At 60.5% G+C, this 24,502-nt stretch carries 21 protein-coding genes; 17 read left to right on the forward strand and 4 right to left on the reverse strand.

Features of this window, described 5'->3' with window-relative positions:
- Positions 1 to 3: 3 nt before the first annotated feature.
- Positions 4 to 372 carry an ATP-dependent Clp protease adapter ClpS gene (gene clpS / locus BM416_RS16785; protein WP_010567912.1) on the reverse strand — a complete coding sequence of 123 codons (369 nt, stop codon included), beginning with the start codon at positions 370 to 372 and terminating at the stop codon, positions 4 to 6.
- Positions 373 to 597: 225 nt separating this feature from the next.
- Here clpS and cspD point away from each other — a divergent pair, with 225 nt between their 5' ends.
- A complete protein-coding gene (gene cspD / locus BM416_RS16790; protein WP_092488873.1) occupies positions 598 to 906 on the forward strand; it encodes a cold shock domain-containing protein CspD in 309 nt (102 codons plus the stop codon).
- Between the two features lie 68 nt (positions 907 to 974).
- On the opposite strand, the gene icd is transcribed toward cspD, so the two are convergent.
- Positions 975 to 2,231 carry an NADP-dependent isocitrate dehydrogenase gene (gene icd, locus BM416_RS16795; RefSeq protein ID WP_027606337.1) on the reverse strand — a complete coding sequence of 419 codons (1,257 nt, stop codon included), beginning with the start codon at positions 2,229 to 2,231 and terminating at the stop codon, positions 975 to 977.
- 493 nt (positions 2,232 to 2,724) lie between these two features.
- Here icd and BM416_RS16800 point away from each other — a divergent pair, with 493 nt between their 5' ends.
- On the forward strand, positions 2,725 to 4,950 hold the full coding sequence (locus tag BM416_RS16800; RefSeq protein ID WP_092488799.1) for an NADP-dependent isocitrate dehydrogenase: 2,226 nt from the start codon (positions 2,725 to 2,727) through the stop codon (positions 4,948 to 4,950).
- 57 nt (positions 4,951 to 5,007) lie between these two features.
- Here the strand turns inward: BM416_RS16800 and BM416_RS16805 are convergent, their stop codons facing one another.
- Positions 5,008 to 5,880: a LysR family transcriptional regulator gene (locus BM416_RS16805; protein WP_092488800.1), complete on the reverse strand. Its 873-nt coding sequence runs from the start codon at positions 5,878 to 5,880 to the stop codon at positions 5,008 to 5,010.
- 72 nt (positions 5,881 to 5,952) lie between these two features.
- Positions 5,953 to 6,849, reverse strand: coding sequence for a DMT family transporter (locus tag BM416_RS16810; protein ID WP_175539077.1), 897 nt, complete (start codon positions 6,847 to 6,849; stop codon positions 5,953 to 5,955).
- A 189-nt stretch (positions 6,850 to 7,038) separates the two neighbouring features.
- On the opposite strand from BM416_RS16810, the gene BM416_RS16815 reads away from it, so the two are divergent.
- From BM416_RS16815 to nuoH, 15 genes are all read left to right on the forward strand, one after another.
- Positions 7,039 to 7,485, forward strand: a complete 447-nt coding sequence (locus BM416_RS16815) for an NUDIX hydrolase (RefSeq protein WP_092488802.1) — start codon at positions 7,039 to 7,041, stop codon at positions 7,483 to 7,485.
- A gap of 59 nt (positions 7,486 to 7,544) precedes the next feature.
- Positions 7,545 to 8,669, forward strand: coding sequence for a tRNA 2-thiouridine(34) synthase MnmA (mnmA, locus tag BM416_RS16820; RefSeq protein WP_092488803.1), 1,125 nt, complete (start codon positions 7,545 to 7,547; stop codon positions 8,667 to 8,669).
- Entirely contained in the window at positions 8,666 to 9,289 is a 624-nt protein-coding gene (hflD, locus tag BM416_RS16825) for a high frequency lysogenization protein HflD (protein WP_027606331.1), read from the forward strand. Before mnmA ends, hflD begins: the two co-directional genes overlap by 4 nt.
- A gap of 125 nt (positions 9,290 to 9,414) precedes the next feature.
- Complete coding sequence (purB, locus tag BM416_RS16830; RefSeq protein WP_027606330.1) at positions 9,415 to 10,785, forward strand: adenylosuccinate lyase; 1,371 nt, start codon at positions 9,415 to 9,417, stop codon at positions 10,783 to 10,785.
- Between the two features lie 83 nt (positions 10,786 to 10,868).
- Complete coding sequence (locus tag BM416_RS16835) at positions 10,869 to 12,035, forward strand: ribosomal protein uL16 3-hydroxylase (protein ID WP_027606329.1); 1,167 nt, start codon at positions 10,869 to 10,871, stop codon at positions 12,033 to 12,035.
- Positions 12,028 to 12,450, forward strand: coding sequence for a GNAT family N-acetyltransferase (locus tag BM416_RS16840; RefSeq protein ID WP_027606328.1), 423 nt, complete (start codon positions 12,028 to 12,030; stop codon positions 12,448 to 12,450). The genes BM416_RS16835 and BM416_RS16840 overlap by 8 nt, the downstream gene beginning before the upstream one ends.
- A 231-nt stretch (positions 12,451 to 12,681) precedes the next feature.
- Positions 12,682 to 13,419, forward strand: coding sequence for a secretin N-terminal domain-containing protein (locus BM416_RS16845; protein ID WP_092488804.1), 738 nt, complete (start codon positions 12,682 to 12,684; stop codon positions 13,417 to 13,419).
- Between the two features lie 495 nt (positions 13,420 to 13,914).
- Positions 13,915 to 15,240 (forward strand): isocitrate lyase, encoded by a 1,326-nt coding sequence (aceA, locus tag BM416_RS16850; RefSeq protein ID WP_003219577.1) that lies wholly within the window; start codon positions 13,915 to 13,917, stop codon positions 15,238 to 15,240.
- 593 nt (positions 15,241 to 15,833) lie between these two features.
- Entirely contained in the window at positions 15,834 to 16,247 is a 414-nt protein-coding gene (locus BM416_RS16855) for an NADH-quinone oxidoreductase subunit A (protein WP_003219575.1), read from the forward strand.
- 10 nt (positions 16,248 to 16,257) lie between these two features.
- Positions 16,258 to 16,932 (forward strand): NuoB/complex I 20 kDa subunit family protein, encoded by a 675-nt coding sequence (locus BM416_RS16860; protein ID WP_092488805.1) that lies wholly within the window; start codon positions 16,258 to 16,260, stop codon positions 16,930 to 16,932.
- Between the two features lie 72 nt (positions 16,933 to 17,004).
- A complete protein-coding gene (gene nuoC / locus BM416_RS16865; protein WP_092488806.1) occupies positions 17,005 to 18,789 on the forward strand; it encodes an NADH-quinone oxidoreductase subunit C/D in 1,785 nt (594 codons plus the stop codon).
- Between the two features lie 2 nt (positions 18,790 to 18,791).
- On the forward strand, positions 18,792 to 19,289 hold the full coding sequence (gene nuoE / locus BM416_RS16870) for an NADH-quinone oxidoreductase subunit NuoE (protein ID WP_010566874.1): 498 nt from the start codon (positions 18,792 to 18,794) through the stop codon (positions 19,287 to 19,289).
- The gene (gene nuoF, locus BM416_RS16875) at positions 19,286 to 20,641 is read left to right on the forward strand and encodes an NADH-quinone oxidoreductase subunit NuoF (RefSeq protein WP_092488807.1); all 1,356 of its coding nucleotides are present in this window, start codon (positions 19,286 to 19,288) and stop codon (positions 20,639 to 20,641) included. The genes nuoE and nuoF overlap by 4 nt, the downstream gene beginning before the upstream one ends.
- A 135-nt stretch (positions 20,642 to 20,776) precedes the next feature.
- A complete protein-coding gene (gene nuoG / locus BM416_RS16880) occupies positions 20,777 to 23,491 on the forward strand; it encodes an NADH-quinone oxidoreductase subunit NuoG (protein ID WP_092488808.1) in 2,715 nt (904 codons plus the stop codon).
- Positions 23,488 to 24,495, forward strand: a complete 1,008-nt coding sequence (nuoH, locus tag BM416_RS16885; RefSeq protein ID WP_017137518.1) for an NADH-quinone oxidoreductase subunit NuoH — start codon at positions 23,488 to 23,490, stop codon at positions 24,493 to 24,495. The genes nuoG and nuoH overlap by 4 nt, the downstream gene beginning before the upstream one ends.
- Positions 24,496 to 24,502 lie beyond the last annotated feature (7 nt).

Genomic DNA, 24,502 nt, shown 5'->3' on the forward strand with positions numbered 1-24,502 from the left:
GCGTTAACCGTCCTTCTCGATTTCACAGAGTAGCGGATGCTGGCTTTCCCTGGCGTACTGGTTGACCTGCATGGCCTTTGTCTCGGCGATGTCACGGGTAAACACTCCACATACTGCCCGTCCTTCTGTGTGAACGGCCAGCATTACCTTGGTCGCCAACTCGCGGTTCAGGTTAAAAAACACCTCGAGCACTTCGACCACGAAATCCATCGGTGTGTAGTCATCGTTGAACAAAACCACCTTGTACATCGGCGGCGCCTGTAAAGCAGGCTTGGCCTCCTGAACAGCAATGCCTGCAGAACCGTCGTCATCGTGTTCGTGATCCGGTCGATCCTGATTGAATGTTAGTCGAATCTGGCTGATTGCATGCATGGAAAGAAAGGTTCGTCAGTGGTTCAAATACAGTGGTGGGGGCGACCTGTCAGAATTTCAACTCCTGACCACCCGGTCGCCTTGACTATCGGCAAATCGGTGTTACAACCAATAGAACCCACAGTGGGTAAAAAAGGTCCGCGCAGTCAACCTTATTTATTCGGGTTAGGACGGATAAACTGGATGATACTCCAGTGATGGAGTCTGGTGCAGAGGGATATGGGTATGTCTGGCGTCAAGATCAGTGGCAAGGTCAAGTGGTTCAACAATGCCAAAGGGTATGGTTTTGTTGTAGAGGACGGGAAGTCCGAAGATCTCTTTGCGCATTATTCAGCGATCAACATGGAAGGATACAAGACGCTGAAGGCGGGCCAACCTGTGGAGTTTGAAATCATTCAAGGACCGAAAGGGCTGCACGCCGTCGAAATTTGTGCAGCCTGCGCAGCTACACCCGAAAAAGCCCACGACGAAACACATGAAACGAAGCGCAAAGCAGAACAGCCCATTCAACCAAAAAAGAAACAAACGGCCTGATCTGCTTTTGAGTAATAGCCTGTAAAAAACCGGCCATCCTGAATGGCCGGTTTTTTTATAACGTTGACTTACATATGCGAAATCAGCGCATCCCCAAAGCCGGACGACGACACCAGCTTCGCACCATCCATCAGGCGCTCGAAGTCATAGGTCACGGTCTTGGCCGAGATAGCGCCGTTGGTGCCCTTGATGATCAGGTCGGCCGCTTCGGTCCAGCCCATATGACGCAGCATCATTTCCGCCGACAGGATCAATGAGCCCGGATTGACCTGATCCTTGCCCGCGTACTTGGGCGCAGTACCGTGGGTGGCCTCGAACATGGCCACGGTGTCGGACAGGTTGGCACCCGGCGCAATCCCGATACCACCCACCTCTGCCGCCAGGGCGTCGGACAGGTAGTCGCCGTTCAGGTTGAGGGTCGCGATCACGTCATACTCGGCCGGACGCAACAGGATCTGCTGAAGCATGGCATCGGCGATGGCATCCTTGACCACCACATTCTTGCCGGTCTTCGGGTTCTTGAACTGCATCCACGGGCCGCCATCCAGCAGGGTCGCACCGAACTCTTCAGCCGCCACTTCGTAGGCCCATTCCTTGAAGGCGCCTTCGGTGAACTTCATGATGTTGCCTTTGTGCACGATGGTCAGCGAGTCGCGATCGTTATCCACTACATACTGCAGGGCCTTGCGCGCCAGGCGCTTGGTGCCTTCCAGCGATACCGGCTTGATCCCAATGCCGCAATCCTGGTCGAAACGAATCTTGGTGACGCCCATTTCCTCCTTGAGGAACTTGATGACCTTGGTCGCTTCCGGCGAGCCGGCCTTCCACTCGATCCCGGCGTAAATGTCTTCGGAGTTTTCGCGGAAGATGGTCATGTCCACGTCGCCTGGTTTCTTGACCGGGCTGGGCACACCTTCGAACCAGCGCACCGGGCGCAGGCACACGTAAAGGTCGAGTTGCTGGCGCAGGGCCACGTTCAACGAACGAATGCCGCCCCCTACCGGAGTGGTCAGCGGGCCTTTGATGGACACCACGTAATCCTTGACCGCATCCAGGGTTTCCTGGGGCAGCCAGGTGTCCTGGTCGTAGACCTGGGTCGCTTTCTCGCCGGCGTACACCTCCATCCACGAGATCTTGCGCTTGCCGCCGTAGGCCTTTTCAACAGCTGCGTCGACCACCTTGATCATCACCGGGCTGATGTCGACGCCAATACCGTCACCTTCGATATACGGGATGATCGGTTGGTCAGGAACATTGAGAGAATGGTCTGCATTGACGGTGATTTTGTCGCCGACTGCCGGAACCTGAATCTTCTTGTATCCCATGCTGAACTCCATCTATGGATTGAACATCTGGCTGCGTTCGAGCCTACTCCAGATAAATGGCGACTGAAACCTCGCGCCATGCTCATTTGCATCGAAAACAGCATAAATTGTCGCCTACAAGCCTGAAAGCAAAGGGAAAAGCGCCAATCTTGAGCACTTCGTGCGACTTTAGGCGTAACCCGGTACCTGCGACCTTTAGACCAATGGACGACACACCTTTTGTATGAAGGCTCGGCGTAAGCATAGCGACCTATGTATAATGCCGCCGCTGACCAAAGAGTCACGATGGCAGACCGCTCTGGAACAGGGCCCTCCGCTACAAAGCAGGACTAATACAATAGTCCACCCGCTTGACGCTCGACTGATGCAACCCAACATCACCGCGAAGAAACCTCGACCTTTCGCTCATGGATGACTTTGAACGAACGCGCTCCACCCGGCGCATCTCGAGTTTCTGCGCACGCTTTCAGCAAAGAAGAGAGTTAATCCGAATATGCCCACCCGCTCGAAGATCATCTACACCTTCACCGACGAAGCCCCAGCCCTCGCCACCTATTCACTGCTGCCTATCGTAGAGGCCTTCACCGCTTCCGCTGATATTGCCGTGGAAACCCGCGACATCTCCCTCGCAGGGCGCATCCTCGCAAGCTTCCCCGAGCAACTGGGCACCAAGGCCGTACCGGACCACCTCGCCGAACTGGGCGACCTGGCCGTTACCCCTGAAGCCAACATCATCAAGTTGCCTAATATCAGCGCCTCGACCCCGCAGCTGCAAGCCGCGATCAAGGAACTGCAGGCCCAGGGCTACGCCCTGCCGGACTACCCGGAAACCGTAACCACCGACGCGGAAAAAGAAACCCGTGCACGTTACGACAAGGTCAAGGGCAGCGCCGTGAACCCGGTACTGCGCGAAGGCAACTCCGACCGCCGCGCGCCGCTGTCGGTCAAGAACTACGCTCGCAAGCACCCGCACAAGATGGGCGCCTGGGCTGCAGACTCCAAGTCCCACGTTGCCCACATGAGCAACGGCGACTTCTACGGCAGCGAAAAAGCCGTGCAGATCGAAGCCGCTGACGCTGTCAAGATCGAGCTGGTCGCCCAGGACGGTACCACCACCGTCCTGAAAGAAAAGACCACCGTCAAGGCCGGCGAAATCATCGACAGCGCGGTACTGAGCAAGAACGCCCTGCGCAGCTTCATCGCCGCTGAAATCGAAGACGCCAAGAAACAAGGCGTGCTGCTGTCGGTCCACCTGAAAGCCACCATGATGAAGGTCTCCGACCCGATCATGTTCGGCCAGATCGTTGCCGAGTTCTATAAAGACGCCCTGGCCAAGCACGCAGACGTGCTGGCACAGATCGGCTTCAACCTGAACAACGGCATCGGCGACCTGTACGCCCGCATCAAGGCCCTGCCGGCCGAGCAGCAGGCCCAGATCGAAGCTGACATCCAGGCGGTCTACGCCGCTCGCCCTTCCCTGGCGATGGTCAACTCCGACAAAGGCATCACCAACCTGCACGTGCCGAGCGACGTCATCGTCGACGCCTCGATGCCGGCCATGATCCGTGACTCCGGCAAGATGTGGGGCACCGACGGCCAGCTGCACGACACCAAGGCCGTGATCCCGGATCGCTGCTACGCCACCATCTACCAGGCGGTGATCGAAGAGTGCAAGGCCAACGGCGCCTTCGACCCTACCACCATGGGCAGCGTGCCGAACGTTGGCCTGATGGCGAAAAAAGCCGAAGAGTACGGCTCCCACGACAAGACCTTCCAGGTCAAGGCTGACGGCGTCGTCCGCGTGACCGACAGCAAGGGCAACCTGCTGATGGAACAGAAAGTCGAAGCCGGCGACATCTTCCGCATGTGCCAGACCCAAGACGCGCCGATCCAGGATTGGGTCAAGCTGGCCGTCAACCGTGCCCGCGCCAGCAACACCCCGGCCATCTTCTGGCTGGACCCCAAGCGTGCACACGACGGCGTCGTGGTCGAGAAAGTCCAGGCCTACCTGAAAGACCACAACACCGAAGGCCTGGACATCCGCATCATGTCGCCGGTCGACGCGATGAAGTTCACCCTGGAACGTACCCGCAAGGGCCTGGACACCATCTCGGTGACCGGCAACGTGCTGCGTGACTACCTGACCGACCTGTTCCCGATCATGGAACTGGGCACCAGCGCCAAGATGCTGTCGATCGTGCCGCTGATGAATGGCGGCGGCCTGTTCGAAACCGGCGCCGGCGGTTCGGCGCCGAAGCACGTGCAACAGCTGCTGGAAGAGAACTTCCTGCGCTGGGATTCCCTGGGCGAGTTCCTGGCCCTGGCCGCTTCCCTCGAGCATTTGGGTGTGACATACAACAACCCGAAAGCCCTGGTACTGTCCAAGACCCTGGACCAGGCCACCGGCCAGTTCCTCGACAACAACAAGTCGCCATCGCGCAAAGTCGGCAACATCGACAACCGCGGCAGCCACTTCTACCTGGCGCTGTACTGGGCCCAGGCCCTGGCCGCCCAGACCGAAGACACTGCACTGCAAGGCCAATTCGGCGAACTGGCCAAGACCCTGGCCGCGAATGAAGCAACCATCGTTGCCGAGCTCAATGCCGTACAGGGCAAGCCAGTGGACATCGGCGGCTACTACGCGCCGAACCCGGAGCTGACCAGCAAGGCCATGCGCCCAAGCAACACCCTCAATGCGGCGATTGCCAAGTTGAAGTAAGGTTGTAGGGATGCATCACAAACCCCGGCCACGTGCCGGGGTTTGTGTTTTCAGGGTTTATGCAACACCGTATTCCTCGCGCCATGCGGCCTCGATAATCGCCAGGAACTGCGGTTTGTACCAAGGCTCCCAGCCCGGCCTCTGCTTGAGTTCAACCCCAAACCCCGGCAGCGCAGGCAAATGCGCGAGCGCTTCGACGTTTTTCAAGCCCGGCACCTGGGCAAACCAGGGTAAAAGCGTCACACCAACTCCCGCCTGGACCGCTGAACGCAGCGACATCAAGTCTTCAGACTCATACACGCAGCGCCACCTGATGCCACTCTCCTCCAAACGCCGAATCGCCAGGCTCCTGAACACGCAGGGCGCCTTGAACAGCGCCAGCGAAACTTCCTGCCCTTCCATGGGGGCTGCCGCACACTCGCCACCCAGCCACATCAACGAAAGTGCATGCAAAGGCACGCCAGCGACTTTTGGCAACTCATCAATCATCAGGCCAATATCGATTCGTCCCTCACTGAACGCCTCTGCGAGCAACAGGGAACGCGCGACCTTGACCACAATTCGCACTGAAGGTAATTCAACCGCCAGAGCAGGAATAACGCGCTGCAGGATTTCCTCGCTGAAATATTCGGGAATACCCAGCGTCACGGACTCTTGAGTGCGACTGGCATCAAACAGGCTCCCCACCTTGTCGTTGACGCTGACCATCTGCTGGGCATAGCCGGTCAAGCGCTCTCCTTCGAGGGTGAGCAACACCTGCCGATTGTCGCGAGCAAAAAGCTCGACACCCAGCAAATCCTCAAGTCGTCGAATTTGCTGGCTGATTGCCGGCTGGGTCAGGCTCAACGCTTGCGCGGCCCGAGTGAAACTGCCCAGCTCTGCGACCTTGAGGAAACTGCGCAGCGACTGAATATCAAGATTGACTCTCATGCCACCCCCATGGGAGTGAGTAATTATTCCCCGCCATTAGTGCAAGGCGCCCGCTATACCTGTCAAGACTACCTACTTGGCGCGCACATGATTCATCCAATAAACCCCTGCCCCTGAAACAACAAACCCCACAATCGCCACCCCACTCGGCACCTCACCCAACACCAACGACGCCATGATCTGCGTGACCGCCGGAATCACATGAAACAAGTTCGTCGCCTTACTCGCCTCCCCGCGTCGAATCATCAAATACAGCAGCGTCAGCGCACCCACGGAGTTCATCAGCGTGATCCAGGCCACCGACGCTACGAATGGAACCCACTCGGTGACCTGCATGGTTTCGGTGGTGTATGCCAGCAGCAACATGACCAACGACGCGGTGACCATCTGAATGAAACACCCGACCCATAGATTCACCCCGCCAAGAAAGCGCTTCTGGTAGAGCGTGCCAAGCGTGATACCCAATAGCGCCAAGCCCACCGCGCCGTAACCACCCACTGACGCCTCGAAGCCAAAAAAGCTGCTGGCCACGACGATGGCCACGCCGCCAACGCCGAGGATCGAACCCGGCAGGTCGCGCCAACTCAATTGTTCACCCAGGCAGAAATAGGCACCGATCACCACGAACACCGGCATCAGCCCAACGATCAATGCCGCCTGCCCTGCGGGAACGCCGTGGCTGATGCCGGTGTAAAGGCCGCCGAACTGCAGGGCCTGCAACAGCAGCCCCACTGTCGCAGCATGGAAGTAGGGTGCAAGTCGTTTCGGCCATTGCGCCTTGATGGCGAGTGCAACGCCCAGGAACACCAGGGCAGCCAGGGCAAACCGATAGAACGTCATGGTGAACGGCTCGCCATAGCGCACACCGAACGCACCGCCGATGTAGCCGGAACTCCACAGCAGGATGAAGGCAATGGGCAGTGGCGATGTAAGGCGTACTTCGTAGCTTTTATCGGCAATCGGGTTCATGACACTTTCCAAACTGAGGGCTCTGGAGAGATAAGCTGCGCCAGGCGCTGAAATCGGTAAAATCATAAAATGTCAGGCGCATCATGCAGATTGCTTATGCATCATCCTTGTGGGAGGGGGATTGCCCCCTCCCACACTGCTGTAATCCTGCTCCAAGACTGCGCTGCATTCAGACTCGAGAGGCATCCCATGACCTGGCAACCCCACATCACCGTCGCCACCATCGTCGAAGACAACGGCAAGTTCCTGATGGTCGAAGAGCTCAAGGGCGGCCGCGCCGTGCTCAACCAGCCTGCCGGCCACCTCGACCCAGACGAAACCCTGACCGAGGCCGCCGTGCGTGAAACCCTTGAGGAAACCGGCTGGGACGTGGAGGCCACCGGCATTGTCGGCATCTACCTGTACACCGCACCCAGCAACGGGGTTACCTATCAACGCGTCTGCTTTATTGCCAAGGCACTGAAACACCACCCGGACTATCAACTGGACGAAGGCATCCTGCGTGCCCGCTGGCTCACCCGCGACGAACTGCTGGCCGTGCGCGACGCCTGGCGCAGCGAGCTGATCATCCGCTGTATCGATGATTACCTGGCCGGTCAGCGTCACAGCCTGGAATTGATCCGCCCTTCTCTTTAGCCTTGCGGGCCCAGGCCTGTTAGAATCGCGTCCTTTTTCAAGACACCCGTTGAAACCCTATGCGTGATCCAGCCCCTTCTGACATACAAAAGAAGCGCGTCATCGTCGGCATGTCCGGCGGCGTGGATTCTTCCGTTTCCGCCGTTCTGCTCATGGAGCAGGGTTATGAGGTGGAAGGCCTGTTCATGAAGAACTGGGAAGAAGACGATGGAACGGAATATTGCACCGCCATGGACGACCTCGCGGACGCCCAGGCCGTGTGCGACAAAATTGGCATCAAGCTACACACCGCCAATTTCGCCGCCGAGTACTGGGACAACGTGTTCGAGCACTTCCTGGCCGAATACAAGGCCGGTCGCACGCCGAACCCGGACATCCTGTGCAACCGCGAAATCAAGTTCAAGGCGTTCCTCGACTACGCCATGATCCTTGGCGCCGACTTGATTGCCACTGGCCACTACGTGCGCCGCCGCGACATCGATGGCCGCACCGAACTGCTCAAGGGCCTGGACCCGAACAAGGACCAGAGCTACTTCCTGCACGCCGTCGGCGGTGAACAGATCGCCAAGACCCTGTTCCCGGTGGGCGAGCTGGAAAAGCCCGAAGTGCGCAGGATCGCCGAGCAACACGGCCTGGCGACCGCCAAGAAGAAGGACTCCACTGGGATCTGCTTTATCGGCGAGCGCCGCTTCAGCGACTTCCTCAAGCAGTACCTGCCGGCGCAGCCGGGCGAGATCAAGACCACCGACGGCGAAGTGATCGGCCGTCACCATGGCTTGATGTACCACACCATCGGCCAGCGCCAGGGCCTGGGCATCGGTGGCTTGAAGGATGCCGGCGAAGAGCCGTGGTACGTGCTGGTCAAGGACCTGGAGCACAACGTGCTGATCGTCGGCCAGGGCAATGAACACCCGCTGCTGTTCTCGGGCGCACTGCTGGCCTCGGAGATCTATTGGGTCAACCCGATCGACCTGAGCACCCCGCGCCGCCTGACGGCCAAGGTACGCTATCGCCAAAGCGACCAGCCCTGCGTCCTGGAAAAAACCGCGACGGGCTACCGCGCCACCTTTGATGACCCGCAACGCGCGGTCACCCCTGGCCAGTCCGTGGTGTTCTATGACGGCGAAATCTGCCTGGGCGGCGGCGTGATTGAAGTCGCCGAAGCCTGGAGCAACCCGGCATGAGCCCGACCCAGGAGCAATTGACGGCACTCGGCGGGGTATTTCTTTCCGCCGTGCTGGTGGACAAGATCGCCAAGACCGGCCAGGTCACCGAAGCCGGCCTGACCTGCATGCTCGGCAGCCTGCTGATCCGCGACCCCAAGGACACCCTGGAAGTCTACGGCGGCGACGACCTCGCACTGCGTGAAGGTTATCGCGCCCTGATCGGCGCCCTGGAGCGCGACCCCAGCACCTTGCAGCGTGAACCGCTGCGCTACGCCCTGTCGATGCTCGGCCTCGAGCGCCAGCTGGCCAAGCGCGAAGACATGCTGGAAACCATCGGCAAACGCCTGCCACAGATCCAGTCCCAGGTAGAACACTTCGGCCCGGCCCACGAAAACGTGATCGCCGCCTGCGGTGCGCTGTACCAGGACACTTTGAGCACCTTGCGCCAACGCATCCAGGTGCACGGCGACATGCGCAACCTGCAGCAACCGAACAACGCCTCGAAAATCCGCGCACTGCTGCTCGCCGGCATTCGTTCGGCGCGGTTGTGGCGGCAATTGGGCGGACATCGTTGGCAACTGGTGATCAGCCGACGCAAATTGCTCAAAGAGCTTTACCCGTTGATGCGCAACGAATAAGTCGCACCGACAGGCTATTTTCAAGCCGTTACGCGTAATACGCCGGTCAGTTGGCAACGGACCGGCGGATTTTTTCATGTATGATACGCGCCCCATTTCGTTGCCCGACTGTCCGAGAACACCCCATGCAGCTCTCTTCGCTCACTGCGGTTTCCCCTGTTGACGGCCGCTACGCCGGCAAAACCCAGGCCCTGCGCCCTATTTTCAGCGAATACGGCCTGATCCGTGCTCGTGTACTGGTTGAAGTGCGCTGGCTCCAGCGCCTGGCCGCTCACCCCGCCATCAGCGAAGTGCCGGCGTTCTCCGCCGAAGCCAACGCTGTACTCGACGCCCTGGCGGACAATTTCTCCCTGGAGCACGCCGAGCGTGTGAAAGAGATCGAGCGCACCACCAACCACGACGTCAAGGCCATCGAATACCTGCTCAAGGAGCAGGCGGCCAAGCTGCCGGAACTGGCCCAGGTCAGCGAATTCATCCACTTTGCCTGCACCAGCGAGGACATCAACAACCTGTCCCACGCCCTGATGCTGCGCGAAGGCCGTGATGACGTGATGCTGCCGCTGATGCGCCAGACCGCCGAAGCGATCCGCGAGCTGGCCATCCGTTTCGCCGACGTGCCGATGCTGTCGCGTACCCACGGCCAGCCGGCGTCGCCGACTACCCTGGGCAAGGAACTCGCCAACGTGGTGTATCGCCTGGAGCGCCAGATCGCTCAAGTCGCCGCTGTCCCACTGCTGGGCAAGATCAACGGCGCCGTGGGCAACTACAACGCGCACCTGTCGGCCTACCCTGAGATCGACTGGGAAGCCAACGCCCGCGCCTTCATCGAAGACGAACTGGGCCTGGGCTTCAACCCGTACACCACGCAGATCGAACCCCACGACTATATTGCCGAGCTGTTCGACGCCATCGCGCGCTTCAACACCATCCTGATCGACTTCGATCGCGATATCTGGGGCTACATCTCCCTGGGCTACTTCAAGCAGCGCACCATTGCCGGTGAAATCGGTTCGTCGACCATGCCGCACAAGGTCAACCCGATCGACTTCGAAAACTCCGAAGGCAACCTCGGCATCGCCAACGCCCTGTTCCAGCACCTGGCCAGCAAGTTGCCGATCTCCCGCTGGCAGCGCGACCTGACCGACTCCACCGTACTGCGCAACCTCGGCGTGGGCTTTGCCCACAGCGTGATCGCATACGAAGCCAGCCTCAAAGGCATCAGCAAACTGGAGCTCAACGCGCAGAAAATCGCCGCTGACCTGGACGCGTGCTGGGAAGTGCTGGCCGAGCCGATCCAGACCGTGATGCGCCGCTACAACATCGAAAACCCTTACGAGAAGCTGAAAGAGTTGACCCGTGGCAAGGGTATCAGCCCTGAAGCACTGCAAACTTTCATCGACGGCCTGGACATGCCAGCCGCGGCCAAGGCCGAGCTGAAACTGCTCACCCCGGCCAACTACATCGGCAACGCTGTAGAGCAAGCCAAGCGCATCTGATTCGCGCAAGCCCCTTGAGACGCCCGGCCGCGCCGGGCGTTTTTATTTCAGTCTGAAAAGTGCTTTTTTTCAATAGGTTACACATGAATCCTGATATCCCTCTTCAACTTCTGGGCGGCATCACGGCACGGGAATTCCTGCGCGACTACTGGCAGAAAAAACCGCTGCTGATCCGCCAGGCGATCCCTGACTTCGAAAGCCCGATCGACGCCGACGAACTCGCCGGCCTGGCCCTGGAAGAAGAAGTCGAATCGCGCCTGGTGATCGAACACGGCGAACGCCCGTGGGAACTGCGCCGCGGCCCGTTCGCCGAAGACGCCTTCAGCACCCTGCCTGAACGTGAGTGGACCCTGCTGGTGCAGGCGGTCGACCAGTTCGTGCCGGAAGTGGCCGAGTTGCTGGAGCAGTTCCGCTTCCTGCCAAGCTGGCGCATCGACGATGTGATGATCAGCTTTGCCGCACCCGGCGGCAGCGTAGGCCCGCACTTCGACAACTACGACGTGTTCCTGCTGCAGGCCCAGGGCAAGCGCAACTGGAAGATCGGCCAGATGTGCAGCTCCGAAAGCCCGCTGCTGCAACACGCCGACCTGCGCATCCTCGCCGAATTCGAAGAAAGCGCCGAATGGGTGCTGGAACCGGGCGACATGCTCTACCTGCCGCCACGCCTGGCGCATTTCGGCATCGCCGAAGATGACTGCATGACGTACTCGGTGGGCTTTCGCGCCCCAAGCGCCGCAGAAGTACTGACCCACTTCACCGACTTCCTCGCCCAGTACCTGACCGACGAAGAGCGCTACACCGACGCCGACGCGCAGCCGGTCAGCGACCCGCACCAGATCCAGAGCGACGCCCTCGACCGCCTCAAGAGCCTGCTGGCCGAGCACATGAGCGACGAGCGCATGCTGCTGACCTGGTTCGGCCAATTCATGACCGAGCCGCGCTACCCGGAACTGGTGGCAGGCGAAGAACTGGGCGAAGACGACTTCATCAACAGCCTGCAGGACGGCGCAATCCTGGTGCGCAACCCAAGCGCGCGCATGGCCTGGTCGGAAGTCGACGATGACGTCCTGCTGTTCGCCAGCGGCCAGAGCCGTTACCTGCCGGGTAAACTGCGCGAACTGCTGAAACTGGTCTGCGCCGCCGACGCCCTGCACGCCGAAAACCTCGGCGAATGGCTGCTGGACGAAGACGCCCGTGACCTGCTGTGCGAGCTGGTCAAGCAAGGAAGCCTGGGGTTTGCCGATGAATAGGATTCACGTAGGTGTCGCGGACTGGCATAAGGATATCGCCGAGATTCGGCGCATTCGTGAAGCGGTATTTATCGCTGAACAGTCCGTCCCACCTGAACTTGAGTGGGATGCGGACGACGCAGACGCAGTGCATTTCCTTGCATTCGAAGGCGACTTTCCGATTGGTACCGCGCGCCTGCTGCCCAGCGGCGAGATCGGCCGGGTGTCGGTGCTCAAGGACTGGCGCGGGTTGAAGGTCGGCGACAAGCTGATGGAAGCGGTGATCGGCGTGGCCGAGCAACGTGGCCAGACCAAGCAGTTCCTGAGTGCACAAGTGTATGCGGCGCCGTTCTATGAGCGACTGGGCTTCAAGATCGTCAGCGAGGAATTCCTGGAAGTCGGGATTCCCCATGTCGATATGGTGCGCGGGGGCTGATTCGAGACCGCGTCGCTGCCATCGGGGGCAAGCCCCCTCCCACACTTGGCTGCATCCCCAAGGATGTACTCGGTCAAAATGTGGGAGGGGGCTTGCCCCCGATAGCTATTTCAGGAACACCAACAATGCCCTGCCATGCCAGGGCATTTTGCCGTCTACGATTCAACTTGCGACCCGCCAGGCCGACAAACTGGCACTATCAAGCCTAACTGACTCGCAGAGATAACGGACATGTCCCTACGCACCCTGCTCACCGCCCTCCTCCTCACTGCCAGTTGCTCGGCAATGGCCGACACCGAAGTCGTCAACCTGAGCAACCGCACCAGCACCGACCTGCTCCCCGTGGCGCAGAACTTCATCGGCAAGGACGGCACCATCAGCGCCTACGGCAACCAGCTTATCGTTAACGCTGCCCCCGGCAAGATCCAGGACCTGCGTGCGCTGCTCGCCCAGCTGGATACACCAGCCAAGCGCCTGCTGATCACCGTCGATACCAATGAAAACAACCAGCAGAACAGCGGCGACAGCCAGACCCGTATCATCAGCTACGGCACCGCCAGCCGCGACGGCGACATCCAGCAGATCCAGGCCAGCGAAGGCGTGCCCGCGCTGATCCAGGTCGGCCAGAGCGTGCCACTGACCACAACCCAACCCGACGCCTACGGCCGTCCGCAGAACCAGACCCAGTACCGCAACGTCACCCAGGGCTTCTACGTCACCGCCAGCGTCACCGGCGAGACCGTGCACCTGGCGATCAGTACCAACCGTGACCGCATGAGCCAGGAACGTCCCGATGTAGTGAATGTGCAAAGTACCGACACAACTGTCAGCGGGCGCCTTGGGGAATGGATCCCCCTGGCCGGCATCAACCGCGAGACCCAGGCCGACAAATCCTCCACAACCCGCAGCTACTCTACCCAGGGCCGCGATGACCTGACTTTGCGGGTCAAGGTCGACACCCTGAACTGAAGCACCAAAAACTGACTGATGAGTCGTATTAGACTAAAGATGTAGTGCCTGAAAAAAAGCACTACAAAACATTTGACGATCCAAAAAAGCATGGGCATGATGGCCTCGCTCCCGCTAATCAGGGGCCCTGGCAAGGGCCTTCGGATCGCCGCTCCAAGCTACCCACCCGAGCCGATTCGTGTCTGTACCGCCCACAAGGTGTGTTTGACGAGGTTGCGACTGGAACGAAGTTGTCCCGAGGGACGGAAGCTAACCAGGTAACCCGGCTACACACTGATGGATCGTACAAAGGCCCACGATGCCCGAAGACCGTTCGCAGTTCGCCCCTACCTGCTCAACTCCCCCCCTTGAGCCGTCGTTCATCCCGTCGCCCGCCCCGCCGAACTTGACTTGAACACCTGAGCTTCTGGTCAGCGAGCAGCCATAACCACGCATTCACTACGTGGCTGGCAAATGGAATTTTCCACCTAGACCTATGCGACGAGGTTTTCCCCCATGGCACTGACACGCGAACAGCAAATTGCAGCCCTCGAGAAAGACTGGGCTGAAAACCCACGCTGGAAAGGCGTAACCCGCGCTTATTCCGCTGCTGACGTCGTCCGCCTGCGTGGCTCGGTTCAACCTGAGCACACCTTTGCAAAACTCGGCGCCGAGAAGCTGTGGAAGCTGGTCACCCAAGGTGCCAAGCCGTCCTTCCGCCCCGAGAAAGATTTCGTCAACTGCATGGGCGCCCTCACTGGCGGCCAGGCAGTCCAACAGGTGAAAGCCGGTATCCAGGCGATCTACCTGTCCGGCTGGCAAGTGGCAGCGGACAACAACTCCGCTGAATCCATGTACCCCGACCAATCGCTGTACCCGGTGGACTCCGTGCCTACCGTGGTCAAGCGCATCAACAACTCGTTCCGTCGTGCCGACCAGATCCAGTGGAAAGCCGGTAAAGGCCCGGGTGATGAAGGCTACATCGACTACTTCGCGCCCATCGTGGCCGACGCCGAAGCCGGTTTCGGCGGCGTACTGAACGCCTACGAGCTGATGAAGAGCATGATCGAGGCTGGCGCGGCCGGCGTGCACTTCGAAGACCAACTGGCTTCGGTGAAGAAATGCGGCCACATGGGCGGCAAGGTACTGGTACCGACCCAGGAAGCCGTACAGAAGCTGACCGCTGCCCGCCTGGCGGCTGACGTTGCCGGCACGCCGACCATCATCCTGGCCCGCACCGATGCCAACGCCGCGGACCTGCTGACCTCGGACTGCGACCCGTACGACCAGCCGTTCGTAACCGGCGAACGTACCCAGGAAGGTTTCTACAAAGTGCGCGCCGGTCTCGACCAGGCCATCGCCCGCGGCCTGGCCTACGCGCCGTACGCCGACCTGATCTGGTGCGAAACCGCCAAGCCGGACCTGGACGAAGCGCGTCGCTTTGCCGAAGCAATCAAGAAGGAATACCCGGACCAGCTGCTGTCCTACAACTGCTCGCCTTCCTTCAACTGGAAAAAGAACCTGGACGACGCGACCATCGCCAAGTTCCAGCGCGAACTGTCCGCCATGGGCTACAAGCACCAGTTCATCACCCTGGCCGGCATTCACAACATGTGGCACAGCATGTTCAACCTGGCGCACGACTACGCCCGCAACGACATGACTGCCTATGTGAAGCTGCAGGAACAGGAATTCGCTGACGCCGCCAAGGGCTACACCTTCGTGGCTCACCAGCAGGAAGTGGGCACCGGCTACTTCGACGACATGACCACCGTAATCCAGGGCGGCACCTCGTCCGTGACCGCGCTGACCGGTTCGACCGAAGAAGAGCAGTTCCACTGATCGATGTGAGTACACGGCCACGGCGGACCCGTTAAAGAGCTAACCGCAGTGCCGCACGACAATCACGCCCCGACTGGTTCGGGGCGTTTTTTTGCCGGTACACATCACGCTGGTTCACCAAAGTCAAATGTGGGAGGAGGCAACTCCCTCCCACATGAGGAACGCTTGCAGCCTGAAGATTTTGTGCAAAACCTTGATCCAGAGCGGTATTTGCTGCAGATAAATCGGTTAAAAGATCCGCTCCAACAACTCGCGCTAATCAGGCAAGTAACGGCAACTTACTCCGCTGTATGAGAAACAATCGCTTAAACCCCACGCAAACAATATTCATTATCATTTAGAACATAAAAACTTCGTTACAGGTTAAACAAAACACATTTGATCAAATGCCCGCTAATGCCCGCCCCACAAGGGCTACAGCCCCAAGAAGGTGCACTATGTGCTTATTCCATCGAATAATTTCGCCCTAGGAATTTTACTTGCCCGGTGTTTAGCCATAAAATCACCGCGATTGATTGCAGTGCGACATATCGTCACTGCATCGTTACTTTTTCGAGCTCAGAGACCTTTGCTCTCTGTTAAGGATTCCCAGCATGACCGAAGCGACAGGACTCATGGCCCACAACTGGGGCTTTGCCATTTTCCTCCTCGGTGTTGTCGGCCTTTGCGCCTTCATGCTCGGTGTGTCCAGCCTCCTCGGGTCAAAAGCCTGGGGCCGCAGCAAGAATGAACCGTTCGAATCCGGCATGCTGCCTACAGGTGGCGCCCGCTTGCGGCTCTCAGCCAAATTCTATCTGGTCGCGATGCTCTTCGTGATCTTCGACATCGAAGCCCTCTTTCTCTTTGCCTGGTCTGTGTCCGTCCGCGAAAGCGGCTGGACCGGATTCGTCGAAGCCCTCGTTTTCATAGCAATTCTGTTGGCAGGCCTTGTCTACCTATTTCGAGTGGGCGCCCTTGACTGGGCTCCGGAAGCTCGTCGTAAGCGGCAAGCGAAGCTGAAACAATGAGGCTTTGGCGATGCAATACAATCTCACCAGGATCGACCCGGATGCTCCTAACGAGCAGTACCCCATCGGCGAACGGGAAACCGTTTCCGATCCGTTAGAAGACCAAGTCCACAAGAACATCTACATGGGCAAGCTGGAAGACGTGCTGAGTGGCGCGGTCAACTGGGGACGTAAGAACTCCCTGTGGCCGTACAACTTCGGTCTTTCGTGCTGCTACGTGGAAATGACCACCGCCTTCACGGCGCCCCACGACATCGCGCGCTTTGGCGCCGAAGTTATCCGGGCATCACCGCGCCAGGCGGATTTCATGGTTATCGCCGGTACCTGCTTTATCAAGATGGCGCCGATCATTCAGCGTCTCTACGAGCAAATGCTCGAGCCGAAGTGGGTTATCTCCATGGGTTCGTGCGCCAACTCCGGTGGCATGTACGACATCTACTCCGTGGTCCAGGGGGTGGACAAGTTCCTGCCCGTGGACGTCTACGTGCCTGGCTGCCCGCCCCGCCCCGAAGCATTCCTGCAAGGCTTGATGCTGTTGCAGGAATCGATTGGCAAGGAGCGTCGCCCGCTTTCCTGGGTCGTCGGCGATCAAGGCGTGTACCGCGCCGAGATGCCGTCGCAAAAGGAACAGCGCCGCGAACAGCGAATCGCAGTCACCAACCTGCACAGCCCCGACGAAGTCTGATCCAGCACCGCTTCTTTTATAGAACGAAAACCTGGCTTCATTCTTTACGTTGACCGAAAGCGATAAAAAACCATGACTACAGGCAGTGCTCTGTACATCCCGCCTTATAAGGCAGACGACCAGGATGTGGTCGTCGAACTCAATAACCGTTTTGGCCCTGACGCCTTCACCGCCCAGGCCACACGCACCGGTATGCCGGTGCTGTGGGTGGCGCGTGCCAGGCTCGTCGAAGTCCTGACCTTCCTGCGCAACCTGCCCAAGCCGTACGTCATGCTCTATGACCTGCATGGCGTGGACGAGCGCCTGCGCACCAAGCGCCAGGGCCTGCCGAGCGGCGCCGATTTCACCGTGTTCTATCACCTGCTGTCGATCGAACGTAACAGCGACGTGATGATCAAGGTCGCACTGTCCGAGAGCGACCTGAGCGTGCCGACCGTGACCGGTATCTGGCCGAACGCCAGCTGGTACGAGCGCGAAGTCTGGGACATGTTCGGTATCGACTTCCCGGGCCACCCGCACCTGACGCGCATCATGATGCCGCCAACATGGGAAGGTCACCCGCTGCGCAAGGACTTCCCTGCCCGCGCCACCGAATTCGACCCGTTCAGCCTCAACCTCGCCAAGCAGCAGCTTGAAGAAGAGGCTGCGCGCTTCCGTCCGGAAGACTGGGGCATGAAGCGCTCCGGCACCAACGAGGACTACATGTTCCTCAACCTGGGCCCGAACCACCCTTCGGCCCACGGTGCCTTCCGCATCATCCTGCAACTGGACGGCGAAGAAATCGTCGACTGCGTACCGGACATCGGCTACCACCACCGTGGTGCCGAGAAGATGGCCGAGCGTCAGTCGTGGCACAGCTTCATCCCGTACACCGACCGTATCGACTACCTCGGCGGCGTGATGAACAACCTGCCGTACGTGCTCTCGGTCGAGAAGCTGGCCGGCATCAAGGTCCCGGACCGCGTCGACACCATCCGCATCATGATGGCCGAGTTCTTCCGGATCACCAGCCACCTGCTGTTCCTGGGTACCTATATCCAGGACGTCGGCGCCATGACCCCGGTGTTCTTCACCTTCACCGACCGTCAGCGCGCCTACAAGGTCATCGAAGCCATCACCGGTTTCCGCCTGCACCCGGCCTGGTACCGCATCGGCGGCGTCGCCCACGACCTGCCGAATGGCTGGGAACGCCTGGTCAAGGAATTCATCGACTGGATGCCCAAGCGCCTGGACGAGTACCAGAAGGCTGCGTTGGATAACAGCATCCTCAAGGGCCGTACCATCGGCGTCGCCCAGTACAACACCAAGGAAGCCCTGGAATGGGGTGTCACCGGTGCCGGCCTGCGTTCGACCGGTTGCGACTTCGACCTGCGTAAAGCGCGCCCTTATTCCGGCTACGAGAACTTCGAGTTCGAAGTCCCGCTGGCGGCCAATGGCGATGCCTACGACCGTTGCATCGTGCGCGTCGAAGAAATGCGCCAGAGCCTGAAGATCATCGAGCAGTGCATGCGCAACATGCCGGCCGGCCCGTACAAGGCGGACCACCCGCTGACCACGCCGCCGCCGAAAGAGCGCACGCTGCAGCACATCGAAACCCTGATCACGCACTTCCTGCAGGTTTCGTGGGGCCCGGTAATGCCGGCCAACGAATCCTTCCAGATGATCGAAGCGACCAAGGGTATCAACAGTTATTACCTGACGAGCGATGGCGGCACCATGAGCTACCGCACCCGGATTCGTACCCCAAGCTTCGCCCACTTGCAGCAGATCCCTTCGGTGATCAAAGGCGAGATGGTCGCGGACTTGATTGCGTACCTGGGTAGTATCGATTTCGTTATGGCCGACGTGGACCGCTAAGCATGAACAGCACGCTTATCCAGACAGACCGTTTCACCTTGAGTGAAACCGAACGCTCGGCCATCGAGCACGAGCTGCATCACTACGAAGACCCGCGCGCGGCGTCGATCGAAGCCTTGAAGATCGTCCAGAAGGAACGTGGCTGGGTGCCGGACGGCGCCCTCTACGCCATCGGCGAGATCCTCGGCATCCCCGCCAGCGACGTTGAAGGCGTGGCGACGTTCTACAGCCAGATCTTCCGCCAGCCGGTCGGCCGCCACATCATTCGCGTGTGCGACAGCATGGTCTGCTACATCGGTGGCCACGAGTCGGTGGTCAGCGAGATCCAGGCCAAGCTGGGCATCGGCCTCGGCCAGACCACCCCGGACGGCCGCTTCACGCTGCTGCCGGTGTGCTGCCTGGGCAACTGCGACAAGGCGCCGGCGTTGATGATCGACGACGACACATTCGGTGACGTGCAGCCTGCTGGCGTGACCCAATTGCTCGAGGGCTACCCATGACCCTGACTTCCTTCGGCCCGGCCAACCTGATCAAGCGTTCGGCCGAGACCCACCCACTGACCTGGCGCTTGCGTGACGACGGCGAGCCGGTATGGCTTGACGAGTACCAGGCCAAGAACGGCTACGCCGCTGCGCGCAAGGCCTTCGCCGACATGGCCCAGGACGACATCGTCCAGACCGTGAAGGACGCCGGCCTCAAGGGTCGCGGCGGTGCAGGCTTCCCCACGGGCGTGAAGTGGGGCCTGATGCCCAAAGACGAATCCATCAACATCCGCTACCTGCTGTGCAACGCGGACGAAATGGAACCCAACACCTGGAAAGACCGCATGCTGATGGAGCAACTGCCCCATCTGCTGATCGAAGGCATGCTGATCAGCGCCCGCGCGCTGAAAACCTACCGTGGCTACATCTTCCTGCGCGGCGAATACACCACCGCCGCCAAGCACCTCAACCGTGCCGTGGCAGAAGCCAAGGCCGCAGGCCTGCTGGGCAAGAACATCCTCGGTTCGGGCTTTGACTTCGAACTGTTCGTGCACACCGGCGCCGGGCGTTACATCTGCGGTGAAGAAACCGCACTGATCAACTCCCTCGAAGGCCGCCGCGCCAACCCGCGCTCCAAGCCGCCCTTCCCTGCCGCCGTGGGCGTGTGGGGCAAGCCGACCTGCGTGAACAACGTCGAGACCCTGTGCAACGTGCCGGCGATCATCGCCGACGGCGTGGACTGGTACAAATCGTTGGCCCGCGAAGGCAGCGAAGACATGGGCACCAAGCTCATGGGCTTCTCCGGCAAGGTCAAGAACCCTGGCCTGTGGGAACTGCCATTCGGCGTGACCGCCCGCGAGCTGTTCGAGGACTACGCCGGCGGCATGCGCGACGGCTACACCCTCAAGGCCTGGCAGCCAGGCGGCGCCGGCACCGGTTTCCTGCTCCCCGAGCACCTCGACGCACAAATGTATGCCGGCGGCATCGGCAAGGTGGGCACCCGGATGGGTACCGGCCTGGCGATGGCGGTGGACAACACCGTGAACATGGTCTCGCTGCTGCGCAACATGGAGCAGTTCTTTGCCCGTGAATCCTGCGGCTTCTGCACCCCATGCCGCGACGGCCTGCCGTGGAGCGTCAAGCTGCTGATGGCCCTGGAAAACGGCGAAGGCCGCGAGGGTGACATCGAGACCCTGCTGGGCCTGGTCGGTTTCCTCGGCCCAGGCAAGACCTTCTGTGCTCACGCACCGGGTGCCGTGGAGCCATTGGGCAGCGCAATCAAATACTTCCGCTCGGAGTTCGAAGCCGGCATCGCGCCTACCGGCGCCGCCGTCCCGCCTCTGGCAAGGCCGATCGTAGTCGGCGCGTAACGCTTTAAAAGGCGAAGGGTCCGTGCCCTTCGCCTGCTCATGTGCTGACGCCTTCATGGCTGTGTAGATGCACATGAATAACAAGATTCCATTAGCCACGCCCGCTGACAACGGGCCAACGAAGAACTTTGAACCATGGCCACTATCCACGTAGACGGCAAAGCGCTCGAAGTCGATGGGGCGGACAACCTGTTACAGGCGTGTCTGTCACTAGGCCTCGACATCCCGTATTTCTGCTGGCACCCCGCGCTTGGTAGCGTCGGTGCCTGTCGCCAGTGTGCGGTCAAGCAGTACACCGACGAAAACGACACCCGTGGTCGTATCGTCATGTCCTGCATGACCCCAGCCACCGACAACACCTGGATCTCCATCGACGATGAAGAATCCAAGGCGTTCCGCGCCAGCGTTGTCGAATGGCTGATGACCAACCATCCCCACGACTGCCCGGTCTGTGAGGAAGGCGGTCACTGCCACCTGCAAGACATGACGGTGATGACCGGCCACAACGAGCGCCGTTATCGCTTCACCAAGCGTACCCACCAGAACCAGCAACTGGGCCCGTTCATTTCCCACGAAATGAACCGCTGCATCGCCTGCTACCGCTGCGTACGCTTCTATAAAGATTACGCCGGCGGCACCGACCTCGGCGTATTCGGCGCCCACGACAACGTGTACTTCGGCCGTGTTGAAGACGGCGTGCTCGAAAGCGAGTTCTCCGGCAACCTCACCGAGGTCTGCCCGACCGGTGTGTTCACCGACAAGACCCACTCCGAGCGCTACAACCGCAAGTGGGACATGCAGTTCTCGCCGAGCATCTGCCACGGCTGCTCGAGCGGTTGCAACATCTCCCCGGGCGAACGCTACGGCGAACTGCGTCGCATCGAAAACCGCTTCAACGGTTCGGTCAACCAGTACTTCCTGTGCGACCGTGGTCGTTTCGGCTATGGCTACGTCAACCGTGAAGACCGTCCACGCCAGCCACTGCTGGCCGATGGCGCCAAGCTGAGCCTGGACGCGGCGCTGGACAAAGCCGCCGACCTCCTGCGCGGCCGTAACATCGTCGGTATCGGCTCGCCCCGCGCCAGCCTCGAAAGCAACTACGCGTTGCGCGAGCTGGTGGGTGCCGAGCACTTCTACTCCGGTATCGAAGCCGGTGAGCTGGAGCGCATCCGCCTGGTCCTGCAGGTGCTGAACGACAGCCCGCTGCCGGTGCCGAACATGCGCGACATCGAAGACCACGATGCCATCTTCGTGCTCGGTGAAGACCTGACCCAGACCGCCGCGCGTATCGCGCTGTCCCTGCGTCAGTCGGTCAAAGGCAAGGCCGAAGACATGGCCGACGCCATGCGCGTCCAGCCTTGGCTCGACGCTGCGGTGAAAAACATCGGCCAGCACGCGCTGAACCCGCTGTTTATCGCCAGCCTGGCGGAAACCAAGCTCGACGACATCGCCGAAGAATGCGTCCACGCTGCACCGGACGACCTGGCCCGCATCGGTTTCGCCGTGGCCCACGCCCTCGACGCCAGCGCGCCGGCAGTCGAAGGCCTGGACACTGAAGCCGCCGAACTGGCCCAACGCATTGCCGATGCCTTGCTGGCAGCCAAGCGTCCATTGATCATTGCCGGTACCTCGTTGGGTTCCAAGGCCTTGATCGAAGCCGCCGCCAACATCGCCAAGGCCTTGAAGCTGCGCGACAAGAACGGCTCCATCAGCCTGGTGGTGCCGGAAGCCAACAGCCTCGGCCTGGCCATGCTCGGTGGCGAGTCCCTGGACGCCGCCCTGCAAACCGTGATCGACGGCACTGCCGATGCGATCGTGGTGCTGGAAAACGACCTGTACACCCGCACCGACGCCGCCAAGGTTGACGCTGCGCTGAACGCCGCCAAGGTCCTGATCGTCGCCGACCACCAGAAGACCGCCACCAGCGATCGCGCCGACCTGGTACTGCCAGCCGCCACCTTCGCCGAAGGCGACGGCACTCTGGTCAGCCAGGAAGGCCGTGCCCAGCGCTTCTTCCAGGTGTTCGATCCGAAGTACATGGACTCCAGCATCCTGGTTCACGAAGGCTGGCGCTGGCTGCATGCCCTGCGCGCGACCCTGCTGAACCAGCCGATCGACTGGACCCAGCTCGACCATGTCACCGCCGCAGCCGCCGCGAGCGCGCCGCAGCTGGCGCGTATCGTCGACGCCGCACCGTCCGCCGCGTTCCGCATCAAGGGCATGAAGCTCGCCCGTGAGCCGCTGCGTTATTCCGGTCGTACCGCCATGCGCGCCGACATCAGCGTGCACGAACCACGTACGCCGCAAGACAACGACACCGCGTTCGCCTTCTCCATGGAAGGTTACTCGGGTTCGGTCGAGCCACGTCAGCAGGTGCCGTTTGCCTGGTCGCCGGGCTGGAACTCGCCACAGGCCTGGAACAAGTTCCAGGACGAAGTCGGTGGGCATATCCGCGCCGGCGACCCGGGCACCCGCCTGATCGAACCCCAGGGCGACGCGCTGAACTGGTTCGCTGCGGTCCCGCGTCCGTTCAACCCGGCCCAGGGCACCTGGCAGGTTGTGCCGTTCTTCCACCTGTTCGGCAGCGAAGAAACCTCTTCCAAGGCCGCACCGGTACAAGAGCGCATTCCCGTGGCCTATGTGTCCGTGGCCAAGTCCGAAGCCGACCGCCTGGGCGTCAACGACGGCGCCCTGCTCAGCGTGACCGTGGCCGGCCAGACCCTGCGTCTGCCGCTGCGTATCAACGAAGAGCTGGGTGCCGGCCTGGTTGCCCTGCCTAAAGGCGTCGCCGGCATCCCGCCGGCGATCTTCGGCAAAACCGTTGACGGTCTGCAGGAGGCAGCGCAATGACCTGGTTCACCCCTGAAGTGATCGACGTGATCATCTCGGTCGTCAAGGCCATCGTGATCCTGTTGGCCGTGGTGGTCGCGGGCGCCCTGCTCAGCTTCGTCGAACGTCGCCTGCTGGGCTGGTGGCAGGACCGTTACGGTCCGAACCGCGTTGGCCCGTTCGGTATGTTCCAGATCGCCGCCGACATGCTGAAGATGTTCTTCAAGGAAGACTGGACCCCGCCGTTTGCCGACAAGGTGATCTTCACCCTGGCACCGGTCGTGGCCATGAGCGCCTTGCTGATCGCCTTCGCGATCATCCCGATCACCCCGACCTGGGGCGTGGCGGACCTGAACATCGGCTTGCTGTTCTTCTTCGCCATGGCCGGCCTGTCGGTCTACGCGGTGCTGTTCGCCGGCTGGTCGAGCAACAACAAGTTCGCCCTGCTGGGCAGCTTGCGGGCCTCCGCCCAGACCGTGTCCTACGAAGTGTTCATGGGCCTCGCGCTGATGGGCATCGTGGTGCAGGTCGGCTCGTTCAACATGCGCGACATCGTCGAGTACCAGGCGCAGAACCTGTGGTTCATCATTCCGCAGTTCTTCGGCTTCTGTACCTTCTTCATCGCCGGCGTCGCCGTGACTCACCGTCACCCGTTCGACCAACCGGAAGCGGAACAGGAACTGGCTGACGGTTACCACATTGAATACGCCGGCATGAAATGGGGCATGTTCTTCGTCGGTGAATACATCGGCATCATCTTGATCTCGGCCCTGCTGGTCACGCTGTTCTTCGGCGGCTGGCACGGTCCGTTCGGCATCCTGCCGCAGCTGGCGTTCTTCTGGTTCTTCCTGAAGACCGCGTTCTTCATCATGCTGTTTATCCTGCTGCGCGCTTCCATTCCGCGTCCACGATACGACCAGGTGATGGATTTCAGCTGGCGCTTCTGCCTGCCGCTGACCCTGATCAATTTGCTGGTGACTGCTGCCGTTGTGTTGTTGAACACGCCAGCGGGCGCGGTTCAGTGAGGATTTG

It is taken from the genome of Pseudomonas sp. NFACC42-2 (genome assembly GCF_900116055.1).
GTDB classification, from domain to species: domain Bacteria; phylum Pseudomonadota; class Gammaproteobacteria; order Pseudomonadales; family Pseudomonadaceae; genus Aquipseudomonas; species Aquipseudomonas marginalis.

Excerpts from the sequence above, each read along its gene's own strand:
- clpS (WP_010567912.1), bottom strand. The coding sequence starts at position 372 with ATGCATGCAATCAGCCAGATTCGACTAACATTCAATCAGGATCGACCG.
- cspD (WP_092488873.1), top strand. The coding sequence starts at position 598 with ATGTCTGGCGTCAAGATCAGTGGCAAGGTCAAGTGGTTCAACAATGCC.
- icd (WP_027606337.1), bottom strand. The coding sequence starts at position 2,231 with ATGGGATACAAGAAGATTCAGGTTCCGGCAGTCGGCGACAAAATCACC.
- BM416_RS16800 (WP_092488799.1), top strand. The coding sequence starts at position 2,725 with ATGCCCACCCGCTCGAAGATCATCTACACCTTCACCGACGAAGCCCCA.
- BM416_RS16805 (WP_092488800.1), bottom strand. The coding sequence starts at position 5,880 with ATGAGAGTCAATCTTGATATTCAGTCGCTGCGCAGTTTCCTCAAGGTC.
- BM416_RS16810 (WP_175539077.1), bottom strand. The coding sequence starts at position 6,849 with ATGAACCCGATTGCCGATAAAAGCTACGAAGTACGCCTTACATCGCCA.
- BM416_RS16815 (WP_092488802.1), top strand. The coding sequence starts at position 7,039 with ATGACCTGGCAACCCCACATCACCGTCGCCACCATCGTCGAAGACAAC.
- mnmA (WP_092488803.1), top strand. The coding sequence starts at position 7,545 with ATGCGTGATCCAGCCCCTTCTGACATACAAAAGAAGCGCGTCATCGTC.
- hflD (WP_027606331.1), top strand. The coding sequence starts at position 8,666 with ATGAGCCCGACCCAGGAGCAATTGACGGCACTCGGCGGGGTATTTCTT.
- purB (WP_027606330.1), top strand. The coding sequence starts at position 9,415 with ATGCAGCTCTCTTCGCTCACTGCGGTTTCCCCTGTTGACGGCCGCTAC.
- BM416_RS16835 (WP_027606329.1), top strand. The coding sequence starts at position 10,869 with ATGAATCCTGATATCCCTCTTCAACTTCTGGGCGGCATCACGGCACGG.
- BM416_RS16840 (WP_027606328.1), top strand. The coding sequence starts at position 12,028 with ATGAATAGGATTCACGTAGGTGTCGCGGACTGGCATAAGGATATCGCC.
- BM416_RS16845 (WP_092488804.1), top strand. The coding sequence starts at position 12,682 with ATGTCCCTACGCACCCTGCTCACCGCCCTCCTCCTCACTGCCAGTTGC.
- aceA (WP_003219577.1), top strand. The coding sequence starts at position 13,915 with ATGGCACTGACACGCGAACAGCAAATTGCAGCCCTCGAGAAAGACTGG.
- BM416_RS16855 (WP_003219575.1), top strand. The coding sequence starts at position 15,834 with ATGACCGAAGCGACAGGACTCATGGCCCACAACTGGGGCTTTGCCATT.
- BM416_RS16860 (WP_092488805.1), top strand. The coding sequence starts at position 16,258 with ATGCAATACAATCTCACCAGGATCGACCCGGATGCTCCTAACGAGCAG.
- nuoC (WP_092488806.1), top strand. The coding sequence starts at position 17,005 with ATGACTACAGGCAGTGCTCTGTACATCCCGCCTTATAAGGCAGACGAC.
- nuoE (WP_010566874.1), top strand. The coding sequence starts at position 18,792 with ATGAACAGCACGCTTATCCAGACAGACCGTTTCACCTTGAGTGAAACC.
- nuoF (WP_092488807.1), top strand. The coding sequence starts at position 19,286 with ATGACCCTGACTTCCTTCGGCCCGGCCAACCTGATCAAGCGTTCGGCC.
- nuoG (WP_092488808.1), top strand. The coding sequence starts at position 20,777 with ATGGCCACTATCCACGTAGACGGCAAAGCGCTCGAAGTCGATGGGGCG.
- nuoH (WP_017137518.1), top strand. The coding sequence starts at position 23,488 with ATGACCTGGTTCACCCCTGAAGTGATCGACGTGATCATCTCGGTCGTC.